Origin of the sequence: Promicromonospora sp. NPDC023805 (assembly GCF_040639635.1) — a bacterium.
In the GTDB taxonomy this organism is placed as follows: Bacteria; Actinomycetota; Actinomycetes; order Actinomycetales; family Cellulomonadaceae; genus Promicromonospora.
The window spans coordinates 120,502-134,314 of record NZ_JBFAAH010000018.1; the positions used below are offsets into that span (position 1 = coordinate 120,502).

Annotated in this window: 13 protein-coding genes; 5 read left to right on the top strand and 8 right to left on the bottom strand. The window is 72.0% G+C overall.

The window, feature by feature from the left end; genetic code table 11:
* Nucleotides 1-18: 18 nt before the first annotated feature.
* On the top strand, nt 19-696 hold the full coding sequence (locus tag AB0F70_RS18220) for a class I SAM-dependent methyltransferase (RefSeq protein ID WP_357451112.1): 678 nt from the start codon (nt 19-21) through the stop codon (nt 694-696).
* Nucleotides 697-709: 13 nt separating this feature from the next.
* On the opposite strand, the gene AB0F70_RS18225 is transcribed toward AB0F70_RS18220, so the two are convergent.
* From AB0F70_RS18225 to AB0F70_RS18250, 6 genes are all read right to left on the bottom strand, one after another.
* Nucleotides 710-1,183: an ATP-binding protein gene (locus AB0F70_RS18225; RefSeq protein ID WP_357451115.1), complete on the bottom strand. Its 474-nt coding sequence runs from the start codon at nt 1,181-1,183 to the stop codon at nt 710-712.
* A gap of 55 nt (nt 1,184-1,238) precedes the next feature.
* The gene (locus AB0F70_RS18230; RefSeq protein WP_357451118.1) at nt 1,239-2,669 is read right to left on the bottom strand and encodes a DUF234 domain-containing protein; all 1,431 of its coding nucleotides are present in this window, start codon (nt 2,667-2,669) and stop codon (nt 1,239-1,241) included.
* A 257-nt stretch (nt 2,670-2,926) separates the two neighbouring features.
* Nucleotides 2,927-4,588: an FAD-dependent oxidoreductase gene (locus tag AB0F70_RS18235; protein WP_357451121.1), complete on the bottom strand. Its 1,662-nt coding sequence runs from the start codon at nt 4,586-4,588 to the stop codon at nt 2,927-2,929.
* Nucleotides 4,585-6,897: a molybdopterin oxidoreductase family protein gene (locus tag AB0F70_RS18240; protein ID WP_357451124.1), complete on the bottom strand. Its 2,313-nt coding sequence runs from the start codon at nt 6,895-6,897 to the stop codon at nt 4,585-4,587. Before AB0F70_RS18240 ends, AB0F70_RS18235 begins: the two co-directional genes overlap by 4 nt.
* Nucleotides 6,898-6,899: 2 nt before the next feature.
* Entirely contained in the window at nt 6,900-8,267 is a 1,368-nt protein-coding gene (locus AB0F70_RS18245; RefSeq protein WP_357451127.1) for an MFS transporter, read from the bottom strand.
* Nucleotides 8,268-8,493: 226 nt separating this feature from the next.
* The gene (locus tag AB0F70_RS18250) at nt 8,494-8,883 is read right to left on the bottom strand and encodes a VOC family protein (protein ID WP_357451130.1); all 390 of its coding nucleotides are present in this window, start codon (nt 8,881-8,883) and stop codon (nt 8,494-8,496) included.
* A gap of 89 nt (nt 8,884-8,972) precedes the next feature.
* On the opposite strand from AB0F70_RS18250, the gene glp reads away from it, so the two are divergent.
* From glp to AB0F70_RS18265, 3 genes are read left to right on the top strand one after another with little or no spacing between them, the layout of a single operon-like run.
* A complete protein-coding gene (gene glp / locus AB0F70_RS18255) occupies nt 8,973-10,325 on the top strand; it encodes a gephyrin-like molybdotransferase Glp (protein ID WP_357451133.1) in 1,353 nt (450 codons plus the stop codon).
* Nucleotides 10,322-10,975 carry a molybdenum cofactor guanylyltransferase gene (locus AB0F70_RS18260; RefSeq protein ID WP_357451136.1) on the top strand — a complete coding sequence of 218 codons (654 nt, stop codon included), beginning with the start codon at nt 10,322-10,324 and terminating at the stop codon, nt 10,973-10,975. Before glp ends, AB0F70_RS18260 begins: the two co-directional genes overlap by 4 nt.
* Entirely contained in the window at nt 10,972-11,232 is a 261-nt protein-coding gene (locus tag AB0F70_RS18265; RefSeq protein WP_357451139.1) for a DUF6457 domain-containing protein, read from the top strand. The genes AB0F70_RS18260 and AB0F70_RS18265 overlap by 4 nt, the downstream gene beginning before the upstream one ends.
* Here AB0F70_RS18265 and AB0F70_RS18270 read toward each other — a convergent pair.
* Nucleotides 11,201-11,404, bottom strand: coding sequence for a hypothetical protein (locus AB0F70_RS18270; protein ID WP_357451142.1), 204 nt, complete (start codon nt 11,402-11,404; stop codon nt 11,201-11,203). The two genes, AB0F70_RS18265 and AB0F70_RS18270, sit on opposite strands and share 32 nt — an antisense overlap.
* Nucleotides 11,405-11,767: 363 nt before the next feature.
* On the opposite strand from AB0F70_RS18270, the gene AB0F70_RS18275 reads away from it, so the two are divergent.
* Complete coding sequence (locus tag AB0F70_RS18275; protein ID WP_357451145.1) at nt 11,768-12,577, top strand: AraC family transcriptional regulator; 810 nt, start codon at nt 11,768-11,770, stop codon at nt 12,575-12,577.
* Nucleotides 12,578-12,620: 43 nt separating this feature from the next.
* Here the strand turns inward: AB0F70_RS18275 and AB0F70_RS18280 are convergent, their stop codons facing one another.
* Nucleotides 12,621-13,598 carry an SGNH/GDSL hydrolase family protein gene (locus tag AB0F70_RS18280; protein ID WP_357451148.1) on the bottom strand — a complete coding sequence of 326 codons (978 nt, stop codon included), beginning with the start codon at nt 13,596-13,598 and terminating at the stop codon, nt 12,621-12,623.
* Nucleotides 13,599-13,813 lie beyond the last annotated feature (215 nt).

A 13,813-nucleotide genomic window follows, 5' to 3' on the forward strand; every position in this document is an offset into this window, starting at 1 on the left:
CCGCTACCGTGGGGCGGCATGGACATCCGGACCGTACCCAACCCGCTGGTGCGCGCGGGCGGCCGCTGGCTCCGCCGGGTCAACGACAGGCACCCGTGGAGCCACAACGACCACTTCCACGGCTGGATCCTGCGGCGGCTTCCGGCCCGACGGCGGCGGGCGCTCGACGTCGGCTGCGGCGCCGGCCTTCTGCTGAGCCGGCTGCGGGGACGTTTCGACGAGGTGTTGGGCGTCGACGCCGCCGCAGCCATGGCCGCCGTCTCGGCGGAGCGGTTCGCCGGTGGTCCCTCGGTGAGCGTGCGCCACGCCCGGTTCGAGGAGGTCGACGGCGCGTTCGACACGATCACGATGATCGCTGTGCTGCACCACATGCCGCTGGAGGCCGCACTGCGGCACGCGTCCGAGCTGCTCGCACCCGGCGGCCGGCTGCTCGTCGTCGGGCTGGCGCGGGCCGAGAGCCTGGCGGACTTCGTCTGGGACGTCCCGTCGTCGCTGCTCAACCCGCAGGTCGGGATGGTCAAACATCCACAGCCGGTCACGAAGCCTGTGGACGACGCCGGCCCGCCGCTGCCGGTGCGAGACCCCGCGGAGACGTTCGCGGAGATCGCCCAAGTGGCGCGCCGGGTGCTGCCGGAGGCGCGGATCCGCCGTCGGCTGTTCTTCCGCTACACGCTGGAGTGGACCCGCCCGGCGTGACCGTCGTGGGCCGTCAGAATCCGGCGACGATCCGCAGTGGGCCCTCGTCCGGCGTCGGAACCTCGAAGCCGTCGTAGTAGGCGGCCGCTATCTCGGACGTGAGCCGGACGTCGCCCGGACCGGTTCCCTCGCGCGCCGCTACCCGCTCGAGCGCGACCTCGCGCGGCACGCGCACGAAGACGGTCTCCGCGATCACTCCGTGCGCCGCGCCGATCGCCCGATACTCGTCGCGCGCCGCACGGGACCAGAACGAGCTGTCGACCACGACGTCGCGCCCGTCCCGCAACAACGGCTCCAGGCGCGAGCGCAGGTCGGCGTCCAGGCCTGCCGCGACACCGTCGGGCAGCGGGTGGTCCTGGGTGATGCCGGCCGCCCACGCGAGTCCGTCGATGGACAGCAGAAAATAGCCCGCTTCCTCCAGCTCCCGTGCGAACGTGGACTTCCCGGAGCCCGCAGGGCCGCACATGAGCACCAGACGACCAGTCATGCGCCGAGGATAGATGGCCATGGTGACCGCGCCGCACAGTCTCCACCCGCAAGGGCTACGACCACTGGGCGAGCAACTCGTCAGGGCCGAGCACCACGGCTCCGGACGCGCGAACTCGCTCGTCGACACCGGCTCTGCTGACGACGACGAGAGCAGCTTCCTCCGTAGCACCTGGCACCTGGCTTCGATGCGCGATCAGTTCCTGGAGTTCTCGGGCCCCGAACGGCTTAGCGGTCCACTTGACCGAGCCGACGCCGAAGACCTCCTTCGCAACCGGTTCCTTGTCCGCCAGGACGAGGTCGACCTCGACGGTGTTGGTGCGATTCCAGAATCCTCCCACCGCCATCGAGGCGTCAGCGGGTACCTGCAGGCCTTCGTGGGACATCCGTGCGATCGACTCCCGGACCACGGGCTCGATCGCACGACCGCGCCATCGTGTCCATTCGTCACGGATCCGCTGGAGGACCCTGTCGCCGCGGCCTCGTTCGACCTCGGCGAGGTGGGGCCCAAGGAATCGGAGCCAGAACAGCAGATAGGGATCATCGATCCGATATCTCGTATCGGCCGACGTCTTGAGCGAGAGTGGGCGCTCAGCTGTGACCACACGCTTTGCCCTCAGGAGCTCCAGCGATCTGGTGAGTGGAGTGCCCTTGATGTCTCCGGCCTTCGAGCCGATATCACCGAAGCGCCTCTGCCCCTGTCCGATCGCTTCCAGCACCCGACGGGCCTGAACGTCGCCTGGAAACTCAGCAGCGAGCGAACGCTCGGCGCTCACCAGGAGCGACGACGTCGCGTGTGTGAGGGCTGACTCGAGAAATGACCACAGGTCGTTGCCCTGCCCCCAGTCACGACAGATCAAGGGGAAGCCACCGGTCACGAGATAGGCGTCCAGAGCGTCACCGGCTGTGAGGGAGAGCATCCGCCCAACCTCGGAAGGCGACAGCGGTGGCACCACCATCTCGGTCGCCCTCTGATGGAAGGGCCGGTCGTAATCGTTGAGCGCTTCCATCATCGCCAGGTCGGAGCCGATCCCGATGAGGAGCACAGGTCGCCTGCTGAGCTCACGGTCAAAGTGCCGTTGCAGCACTCCTTCGAAGCCGTTGTCTGCGGACGTCACGTAGGGGAGCTCGTCCAGAACCACGATCGATGGCCCGTCCGCCGGCAGCGCAGCTGCGAGCAGGCGGAAGGCGTTGTCCCAGCTCGACGGCGGGTCTCCCGCAAAGAGTTCCGCGCCAGGCAACGTCGAGGTTGCGACGTCCTCAGCGAACGCCGCGAGGTCATCTCTGATCGATCGACCGGACGCCGTGAAGAACACGCTGGGTACCCCGGCCGAGTCGACGAACTCCTCGACGAGGCGTGACTTGCCGACACGGCGCCGCCCTCTGATCAAGACTGCCCGGCCCGGGCGATCGGTAGTCCCGGTCACCTGGTCGAACAGGTGCTGAAGCTCGACAGTCTGCTGCTGCCGCTCGACGTATCCCGGCATCCGCCACCTCACTAACATCGATGTTAGTAACATTGAAGTTACTAACATCAAGGTTAGCGTCTGCCGCGAGAAATGCACGAGGGCGTGGACCGAGCTGTCGGTCAGATCCGGTCCAACCTGTCGGTCAGAAGCAGTTCGCCTTGCCGGTCGGGCGGACGAAGCTCCGCGCGCACCCAACGATCAGGCCCACTCCTGTCGTGAGCTATGGGCCGGATCGCTGAGCAACGGACTTTTAATCCGCGGGTTCCGGGTTCAGCTCACGCCGGCTCCGGGACCGCCTCCTTGCTCTCCTTGAGCCAGTCGACCAGCCCGCACACCGCGTCCTTGCACGACCCGCAGCCCGTCGTCGCCCGGGTCTCGCGCACGACCTCCTCGACCGTGTGCGCACCCGACCCGCACGACTCCGCGATATGGCCCTTGGTCACGCCGTTGCACCGGCACACCACCGCGTCGTCCGGCATGTGCTCGGGGGACGACGCCGGAGCCGCCGTCTGCATCACCGGCGTCAGCAGGAGGAACGCGGGGTCCATCGGCACCGGCGTGCGGCGCGTGTAGGCGGCGGTGAGGTCGGCGGCGACCCGCGGATCGCCCACGCAGGTGGCGCCCACGAGGATCCCGTCTGACACCACCACCTCGATGTACCGGCCCGCCCTCGGGTCGGCCAGGCGGACCGCCCGCTGGGTCAGGCCGTTCGGGCGCGACGGCCCGCAGACGCCCATGGTGGTGACGCTGAGCGGCCCCGCCTTGACCTTCACGACGTCGGTCCCCCGCGTGTCGATGCCCCGGTCCGACTGCGCGCGGGAGGCGCCGCCCGTCAGCAGGGCTCCCAGGCGTACGGCCATGCTGGGCTGGGCGCCGTCGTGGGGCAGGCGGAGGTGGACGGTCTCGGCAGGGGTTCCCACGGGCTCGACCGGCGCGTTGACCGGCTCGACCAGGGACACAAGGGTCTCCGCCAGACGACGCGCCTGGTCCCAGCCCTCGGCGACGAGCCCGCGCGAGCCGTTCGGCGGCTGCGCGCAGTCGCCGATCGCGTGCACGCGCGGGTCGTCAGGGCTGGCGAGGTCGTAGCCGACGACGATGCCCCGGTCCGTCGACAGCCCCGCCGCCGCGGCGAGGCCGGTCTCGGGGATGGTGCCTACGGAGAAGATGATGAGCCGGGCGGCGACCACCTCGTCGCGCTGGCCCGAGCCCCCGTCGCCGGTCGAGACCCGGTCCGCGTTGTCCTTGACCCGGATCCCCACCGCCCGGCCGCCCGCGACGAGCACCTCGCTGGACAGGCAGTTCGGCAGTACCGTGACGCCCTGCCCCTCCAGTCCGGACCGGACGACGGCGGCGGCCTCCGGGTCGAGCTGACGCTCCATGAGCGACTGCACGTTGTGGACAAGGGTCACGCTGAGCCCGCGGCCCGCGAGCCCCACGGCGGCTTCGAGCCCCAGCACACCGCCGCCGACCACCACCGCACGCGGCGAGTTGACGGTGGCGGCGACGATCTCGCGGGCGTCGTCGAGGGTGCGCAGCGCGTGCACGCCCGCGGGCAGGCCGCCGTCGGCCGTGCGCAGGCCCGGGATCGGCGGGATGCGGGCCGCCGCGCCGGTCGCGAGCACGACGTGGTCGTACGGGTGCGTCGAGCCGTCGTCGGCGGTCACCACGCGTGACTCGCGGTCGATCGAGGTCGCGGTGACGCCCCGGAGGACGCTGACCCGGGCGCCGTCGGGCAGGGGCATGGTGATGGCTGCGACGTCGGTACGGCCGGCCACCACGTCGCTGAGCAGCACCCGGTTGTACGGCTCGTACGGCTCGGAGCCGAGCACGGTGATGTCGAACGCCTCGGGCTCGCGCCGGAGCAGCTCGTCGACGAGCCGCGATCCGACCATCCCGAAGCCCACCACCACGACCTTCACGGGGACACGTAGGTTCATGTCGAGAGCTCCTTCTTTCGGCGAGCGGCGTCCCGCTCTCCCCGCTGGTCGGGCCTGTCGAGATGGGTTTCGACAGGCTCGACCGGCAAGGCGGCGGGCACAGGCGTGACGTCCACGGCGCAGACCTTGAACTCCGGCATGCCGGAGATCGGGTCGGTCGCGTCGGTGGTGACCTGGTTGACGGATCCGATGCCGCTCCAGTGGAACGGCATGAAGACGGTGTCGGGGCGGACGGCGTCGGTCCAGCGGGCAGTGGCCTCGACCTGGCCGCGGGAGCTGGTGAGGCGCACACGGGCGCCGTCGGGCACGCCGATGCGGAAGCCCAGCACCGGGTGCAGCTCGACGTACGGCTCGGCGACGAGGCGCTCCAGCTCCGCGACGCGGTGCGTCTGTGCGCCGGACTGGTAGTGCTGCAGCACCCGGCCCGTGACCAGGTAGAACGGCGCACCGGGCCGCACCTCGTCGCTCGGTCCCACGTGGTCGACGGCGACCATGCGCGCCCGCCCGTCAGGCGTGGCGAACCGGTCGGCGAAGAGCCGAGGCGTGCCCGGGTGCTCGCCCGTGTCAGACGCAGGGGTCACTCCGGTGACCTGTGTGTCTGACACCTCGGAGGGCAGGGCGGGGACCGGCCAGAACAGGCCCGGGCCGCCGGACGCCTCGTCGGCGTCGAGCCGGGCGTGGGAGAGCCCGGAGTAGTCGGCGGGGCCGCCGGCGGAGGCCCTGGCCAGCTCGTCGAACACCACCGCAGGGTCGGTCGGGAAGGCGAGGTCCTCGGGTGCGCCCAGCCGGCGCGCCAGCTCGGCGAGGATCCACAGCTCCGAGCGGGCCTCGCCCGGCGGCGCCACGACGGCCCGACGGCGGATGACCCGGCCCTCGAGCGACGTCATGGTGCCCTCCTCCTCGGCCCACTGCGTCACCGGCAGCACGACGTCGGCCAGCAGCGCCGTCTCGCTCGGGACGAAGTCGCAGACGACAAGGAGGTCGAGGCTCTTCAGGCGGTCGATCACGCGGTTCGCGTTGGGGGCGCTGACCACGAGGTTGGAGCCGTGCACGAGCATCGCGCGCGGGCCCGTCGGCGTTCCGAGGGACCTGAGCAGCTGCACCGCGGGGAGGCCGGGTCCGGGCAGCGTCTCCGGGTCGACGCCCCAGACTGCGGCGACGTGCTCGCGCGCCGCCGGGTCGTCGATCTTGCGGTAGCCCGGAAGCTGGTCGGCCTTCTGCCCGTGCTCGCGGCCGCCCTGCCCGTTGCCCTGTCCGGTGATGGCGCCGTAGCCGGAACCGACCCGGCCCGGCAGGCCGAGCGCGAGCGCCAGGTTGATCGACGCCGTGACGGTCGCGGTGCCCTGCGTCGACTGCTCGACGCCGCGGCCGGTCAGCACGTACGCGCCGGCGCCGCCGTGGACGGGTGCGGCCGCGGCCAGCAGCCGGGCCACGCGCCGGAGCTCGTCGGCGGGTACACCGGAGACCGACTCGACGCGCTCCGGCCACCAGCCGGCGACCGACCGGGCGACGTCGTCGAACCCGGTGGTGCGCTGCTCGAGGTACTCGCGGTCGGCGAGGCCTTCCGCGAGCACCACGTGCAGGAGTCCGAGCAGCACCGCGAGGTCCGTGCCCGGCACCGGCGCGAGGTGCACGCCCTCTGCCGGCTGTCCCGTCGAAGGGTCGCCCGTCAGCCGGACCGTCGCCGACCGCCGCGGGTCGACGACGACGAGCCCGCCCGCCGCCCGCGCCCCGGCGAGGTGCTGCACGGCCGGCGGCATGGTCTCGGCGAGGTTGGAGCCGAGGAGCAGCACCGCCTGCGCGCCTCCGAGGTCCGCCAGCGGGAACGGCAGCCCGCGGTCGACGCCGAAGGCCCGGTTCATCCCGGCTGCCGCGGAGGCCATGCAGAACCGGCCGTTGTAGTCGATGTTCGGCGTGCGCAGCACTGTCCGCGCGAACTTGCCGAGCGCGTACGCCTTCTCGTTGGTCAGCCCGCCGCCGCCGAACACCGCTACGGACTCCGGGCCGTGCTCGGCGGCCAGGCCGGCGAGCCGGGACGCGACCAGGTCGAGCGCCGCATCCCAGCTCACCGGCTCCAGCTCGCCGGACTCACCCCGGACCAGCGGGGTGACGAGCCGGTCCGAGACCCCGAGCACCGCTGCCGACGTCCACCCCTTCTGGCACAGCCCGCCCCGGTTCGTGGGGAAGTCGCGGGGCTGCACCTCTGGTGCGGCCGTCGCGTCCGTGCGGGGCCGCGTCAGCGACATCCCGCACTGCAGCGCGCAGTAGGGGCAGTGTGAGTCGACGGCGGTTCCGGGGGAAGCAAGCATGTTCAGACCCGAGCCTCTGCCATGGCACCGCGTCCGTAGACGAACCAGCACACGAAGGCCATCGCGGCGTACACCCCGATGAAGACCCACAGCGCGGGCACGAGCGACCCGGCCACCGTGGTGGACAGCGCGAACCCGCGCGGGATGAGGAACCCACCGAAGGCGCCGATCGCGCCGGCGATGCCGATGCACCCGGCCGCCGCCTTCGCCGTCGCGCCGCTCACCTTGAACACCGCCGGGATCATTCGGTAGACCGAGCCGTTGCCCATGCCGGTCGCGACGAACAGGATGAGGAACGAGCCGAAGAACATCGCGAAGCTCCCGGTGCCGAGGGCGTAGATCGCACCCATCGCACCGAGGGCCATCACGGTGAAGGACCCGAGGGTCACGGCCACCCCGCCCACGCGGTCGGCGAGGATGCCGCCGAGCGGCCGGGAGATCGAGCCGACGAGGGCGCCCATGAACGCGAGCGGGATCGCGACGTCCGGGAACTGGCCCTTGAGCAGCGTTGGGAAGGCTCCCGCGTACCCGATGAACGAACCGAACGTGCCGATGTAGATGAAGCTGATGATCCACGTGTGCTTGTTCTTGACCGCCACACCGAACGAGCGGGGGTCCGCCTTCGCCTCGGTGAGGTTGTCCATCCAGCGCCAGGCGAGGAACGCGGCGAGCAGGATGAACGGGATGAAGATGAGCCCGGCCCGGTCGAGCGCGACGCCCGCACCGGTCACGATGACGAGCGGGACCGCGAGCTGCACGGCCGCCGTGCCGATGTTGCCGCCGGCGGCGTTCCAGCCGAGGGCCGCGCCCTTCTCCTTCTCGGGGAAGAAGAACGAGATGTTCGCCATCGAGGACGCGAAGTTGCCGCCGCCCAGGCCCGCGAGCGCCGCGGCGCCGAGCAGCAGGGGGAACGGGGTGGTCGGATCGCTGACGGTGAGCATCAGCGCGCCGATCGGCAGCAGCAGGAGCAGCGCCGAGACGATGGTCCAGTTACGGCCGCCGAACACGGGGACGGCGAACGTGTAGGGGATGCGGAGCGTCGCGCCGACGAGGGCCGGTACGGAGATGAGCCAGAACATCTGGTCGACGGTGAGGTCGAAGCCCGCGGCGGGCAGCTGCGGCACGACGATGGACCACAGGGCCCAGGCGCCGAAGCCGAGGAACTCCGCGAAGATCGAGAGCGCGAGGTTCCGTCGGGCGGTCCGGCGTCCGCCGTCCTCCCAGAGGGTCTTGTCCTCGGGATCCCAGTGGTCGATCCAGCGTCCGGTGTACCGCTGGACTGCTGACTTCGGCGCCGCGTCGGTGGCGGTCGAGCTCGTGGGCTCGCTCGCGGCCGAGGTCTGGTCGTCGTGCGTGGTCGGAGTGGACACGTTGTCCTCCTGCATGGGCGAATGCCCGACGACGCCGGGCGCGCCCGGACCGACAAGCGCCGAATCCGGGGCCGGCCCGACGTCGGACCGACAGGTAGGAACCTAGGGAGGCGGTGTTTCATCGCCCGACAAAGAGCAGTTAATCGACCGTAAGGAAGAACGCACAGCGTACCGACGCGCCGTGTGAGGGTGTTGAAGCATCCACATGGCGGTCCTGGTGGCTACGTCACGTGACCGGCGTCAGGACCTCCACGCGGTTGCCCGCGCCGTCGAAGGTGTGGAAACGCTCGTAGCCGTCGAAGGTGTGGCGGTCCTTCCAGGTGAGCTCGAAGCCGAGCGCCTCCAGGCGGGCGCCGATGGACTCCAGGTGCGCAACGGAGTCGGCCACGAGAGCCGGGTGGGCCTTGCGCGCGGGCTCGAACGGCTCCTGCACGCCCACGTGGATCTCGGCGGTCGTGCGGCCCTCGTCGTCGAAGTCCCGGAACCAGCAGAGCGCCCGGCCCGCGAGCCCCGGCGGTCGCGGGACCTCCGTGAGGCCGAGGCCTTCGCCGTAGAAGCGTCGGGCGGCATCCTCGCCGCCGGGCGGGCAGACAACCTGGACGTGGTGAAGGCGCATGGGCCCGATTATCGCTGCTCACACCTCCCGGCAACAGGTTGTGCGGGCTCCGAAACCACCTTCGCGTCCCGCTGTCCTATGGTCGGACCATGGAGCCGCAGGCGCGCAGCGTCACCGAGCACGTCGAGCGTGTGCTCGCCCTCGTCGCGCCGCTGCGCGCCGGAGCTCAGGCCCTGGAGGACGCGCTCGGCTCGGTCCTCACCGAGGATCTGTATGCCTCCGTGTCCGTCCCGCCGTTCGACGGCGCCGCGATGGACGGGTATGCGGTGCGGCTGGCCGACCTGCCGCCCGACGGGAGCCAGGTGACCCTCCAGGTGACCGGCGACGTCGCGGCGGGGCCGAGCGGCCCGACCGAGGTCGGCGCAGGGCAGGCGGTACGGATCATGACCGGCGCCCCGCTTCCGCCCGGTGCGGACGCAGTTGTCCCCGTGGAGCGCACCTCGACCGGCCGGTTCGTCGCGGGTGCACCCCGGGCGGAGGGGTCGGTGACGCTCGCCAGGCAGTCCCGGCCGCACGTCCGGTGCGCGGGCGAGGACGTGCGCCAGGGGCAGCTACTCGCGCATGCCGGGACCGAGGTGACGGCTGCGCTGGTGGGCGCGCTCGCGGCGTCGGGCACGGTGCACGTCGCGGTCCGACGCCGGCCGCTGGTCGCCGTCATCTCCACCGGGTCGGAACTGGTGCCGATCGGCGGTGCGCTCGGGCCGGGACAGATCACCGACTCCAACGGGCCGATGCTCGCGGCGGCGGTCCGCGCGGCGGGTGCCGACGTGGTCCGGCTCGGGCCCGTGACAGACGACCCGGCGGAGCTCCGCCGGGTACTCGACCAGGCGGTACGCGCCGACGCCGACGGTGGGGGCGCCGATCTGATCGTGACCGCCGGGGGTGTGTCGGCGGGCGCAGCGGATGTGGTCCGGGAGGTCCTTGCGGCGGCTCCCGGTTCGGACGGTGGCTCGGGAGTGACCGACGTCGACGTCGCCACCGTCGCCATGTCCCCCGGCAAGCCGCAGGCGCTGGCGCGCTGGGGCGGTGTGCCGTGGCTGGCGCTGCCGGGCAACCCGGTGGGCGCGTACGCATCGTTCGAGCTTTTCGCACGCCCGGCGATCGACCGCCTCCGCGGCGCGGAGGCACCGGGGCGACACCACACATCCGGAGTGTGTTGCTCAGAGTCGACAACGTCTACGCAGAGCAACACACCCCGGGCGGTACCACTCGCCGCCGCGGCCGGCTGGTCCGGTTCGCCCGGGCGGCTGCTCGTCGTCCCGGTCCGGCTCGCTCCGCTGCCCGACGTCGGCGGTACCGCGCCGGGATCCGTCGGTGTCGTGCCCGCGGGATCCCACCACTCGCTGTCCGCACTCGCCACCGCCGACGGCCTGGCGTTCGTCCCGCCGGACATCGAGAAGGTGCGTACCGGGGACATCGTCCAGGTGCTGATGCTGCGATGACGAAGCACACCGAGCCGTCCGCGGGGCTCACGTACGACGCCGTCGTGCTGGCCGGCGGACGGGCTACCAGGCTGGGCGGCACCGACCGGCTGGGCGACACCGCCAAGGCCGGGCTCGTCGTCGAGGGTGAGCGGCTGCTCGACCGGGCGCTCACGGCGAGCAGCCGAGCCCGAACAGCAGTGGTGGTGGGGCCACCGGAGCTCGCCGACGCGCTGACCGGCGTCCACCCGCGACCAGTGCTCACCCAGGAGGACCCGCCGTTCGGCGGTCCGGTCGCGGGCCTCGCCGCGGGGCTGCGAGCCCTTCCCGCAGCGGGTGCGCCATGGGTCCTGGTCCTGGCGGTGGACGTGCCGCACGCCGCGGGAGCGATCGCGCTCCTGGAGCAGGCCGTTTCACGTGAACCCACGGACGGCGCGTACCTGGTGCGCGAGGGCCGGGCCCAGTGGCTGGTAGGGATCTACCGCCGTGCCGCCCTGCTGTCGGCGCTCGCCGGTATCGAGCCGGCCGGCGCCTCGATGAAACGCCTGGTCGGCGAGCTTCGCTGCGCGGAAGTACCGGACCGGGCAGGCTGGAGCGACGACATCGACACCCCCGCGGACGCGGAGCGCCTCGGCGCCGCGACCGACGACTACCGGAAGGACCCGAGATGACAGACCTCGACAGCTGGGTGGAGGCGCTGGAGGCGGAGCTCGGGCTCCCTCCAGGAACGGTCGACGTCGGGGCCGTGCTCGACCTCGCGCGCGACGCGGCGCACGCCGTCGCCCGGCCGGCCGCACCGGTCACCACCTACGCGGTGGGCTTCGCGGCGGGCCTGGCCGCGGCCGGAGATCTGGGCGCCACTGCGAGCAGCGGACCGGACGCCGCGGAGAAGGCGCTCAGCCTCGCTGCTCGCTGGGTCGCCGGCTGACCGCCGCGCAGCCCGCTCCGACCAGGAGCGTCACCGCCGTCGTACCGAGCGCCCAGGGCAGGCCCGCTGCCAGGTAGATCCCGCCGATGGCGGCGATCGCTACCGTCTGCGCAACGAGCGGACCAGTGGTGTTGAGCGCGGAGAACGCGGACGCCCGGTGCGGTGGGACCATGCCGGACAGGCTTGCGATCAGCGGGCTGTATCCGCTCGCGTGACCAGCCCCTCCCAGGACGAGGAGCGGCGCGAGAATCCACGGTGTGGCACCGGTCGCGACCACGGCCACCACGCACCGCGCCCGTCGCGCCCAGGTCCCGCTGGATCGCGGGCAGCGCGACGTTGGCGATGGAGCCGTCCATCGAGGCCATGGTCTGGGCGGTGAGAAGTACCGCGAGGAGCAGGGGCTTCCGCATGGCCCCAGGGTCCGACGGCGGGCGGCGGCAGTCTTGAAGATCCTTGTTCGGTGCCCGGACCGCCCTGGGCCCGACCGGCCTCGGGGTCGGGCCGGAGTGTCGGTGACCCCGCCTACGGTGGGGTCGTGCGCCGCGCCACGTCAGTCCTCACCGCACCCGAGTACTCGGTGCGGGTCGTGGCGTGCTCGGACGACCACCGCGGATGGTCCGCGGCCGAGCCGGTCGAGACGTTCGGCCTCGTCCTCGCCCGGCGGGGGTACTTCCGGCTGGTGAACGGCGGCGTCGAGCAGGCGGTGGACGTCACACAGGGCTACACGCAGATCCCGGGTCTGGACCAGCGTTTCGCGCATCCTTCAGGCGGTGACGTGTGCACGTTCGTCTCGGTCGGCGCCACGCTCTGGCACGAGATCGTCGGCGACCGGCCCACGTCCACCACGGTGCGGGTCGACGGTGTCGCCGAGCTGGCCCACCGGCTCCTGCTCCGGACGCCGCACGACGCCGCGGACCCCGCCGAACGCCTGGTCCGCACGGTGACGGCCGCGGCTCGTACCTCGGCGTCGGACGACGGCGGGGCCGCCCGGACGCCCGCCGCCCGCGCTTCCCGGGCGCGGCTCGTCGTGCACGCGCGCGAGGCCGTCCTGGACGACGCACCCGCATCGCACGACCTGGTGAGCCTCGCCCGTGCGCTGAAGGTGTCGCCCGGACACCTCAGCCGGAGCTTCGTGACCGAGACCGGCGTCAGCCTCACCAGGTTCCGCAACCGGGTACGCGTGAGCCGGGTGCTGGCCCGGCTGGAGGCCGGCGACGACGACCTGGCCGCCATCGCGGGGGACCTGGGCTTCGCCGATCAGGCGCACCTGACCAGGACCGTGCGCGTGACGCTCGGTACGACACCCGCCCGGCTGCGCAGTGCGTTCGCCGACCGGAACGCTTGACCGGAACGGCGTCGGCGCCGAGGTTGCGCCGACGCCGGCCGGCTCACCCTTCGAGGTGGGCGATCACCGCACGTGCCTGAGCCTCGGCACCCGCCGAGTTCGGGTGCGCGGGAACGCCGACGGCCAGCCCGTTGAGCGACAGCCCGTACGCCTCCGCGTACCGGACGAACGGTCCGGTGCAGAGGTCATGGCCGCCCGTCGAGGCGAATGTGTCGACCACCTCGACAGCGGCGCGCGCGGCTGCCCGGTCGATCATCGCGTTGAGCTCGCGGAACTTCCCCGAGATGTACTTCATGTCGGTGTCGGAGGCGGCGAGCCGGGGAAAGCAGCCGTGGTCGGGCACGACGTCCATGTAGTTGACCGCGAGGATGCGTGCGTTCGGAGAGATCGCCCGGATGCCCTCGAACGCGGCGACGAGCTTGTCCTCCGACGCGCTGATCTGCTGGCTGAGCTGGTCCACGCCGCCGCGGGTGTACTTGGCCTTGCAGCCGCCCAGCGGGAGGCCGATGCCGATGTCGGTGATCGGCGTGAGCGGCACGAGACCGAGGCAGTCGAGGCCCGCGGCCGCGATACCGGCGTCGTTCCCGCCGATGCCCACGGTGACGAGGTCGGTGGTCGCCGTGAGGCGCGCGAACTGCGGCTCGTTGGTGCCGAGCAGCACACTCTGGCTGTTCGCGAAGTGCTCGGTGGTCGCGGCCCCGCACGAGGCGTCGCGGAACGTCGAGGGCCGGATCGTCTGCTCGACGAGCTTGGGATAGTTGACCTTGGACTGTGCGCAGCCGAGCGGCGTGTAGCGGGTGTCCGGGACGCCGCGGCTGTCGAGCAGCACGACGTCGGCGGTCCAGGAGTCGCCGAGGGCGACGTACTCCTCGTAGCGGGGCACGGAGCCCGGTAGCGCGGTGACCGCGCCGGCCTCCTCGGCCTGCGACGGCGGAGCCACCCCGACCGCGAGGCACGTAGTGGTGAACGAGGTGGCGAGGGCGAGGGCCAGTACACGGAACACCGCGCTGTGCTTCGTCATGCGCTGAGATTAGGTGGGCGGCCGTGACGCGGGATATCACAGCTCCGCTCGCGCATCCGGCGTCGTGTGCCGGTCAGGGGCAGCGGTGACCGCGCGGGCCGGGCGGGCCGCGACGGCCGTGTGATGCTCCTATCTCGTGTCAAGCGGTCAGGAGCCAGTCGCGGTAGGCGTTGGCGAGGTCGTCGTTGCGGCTCTTGCCGCGTTCGATGGTGGAG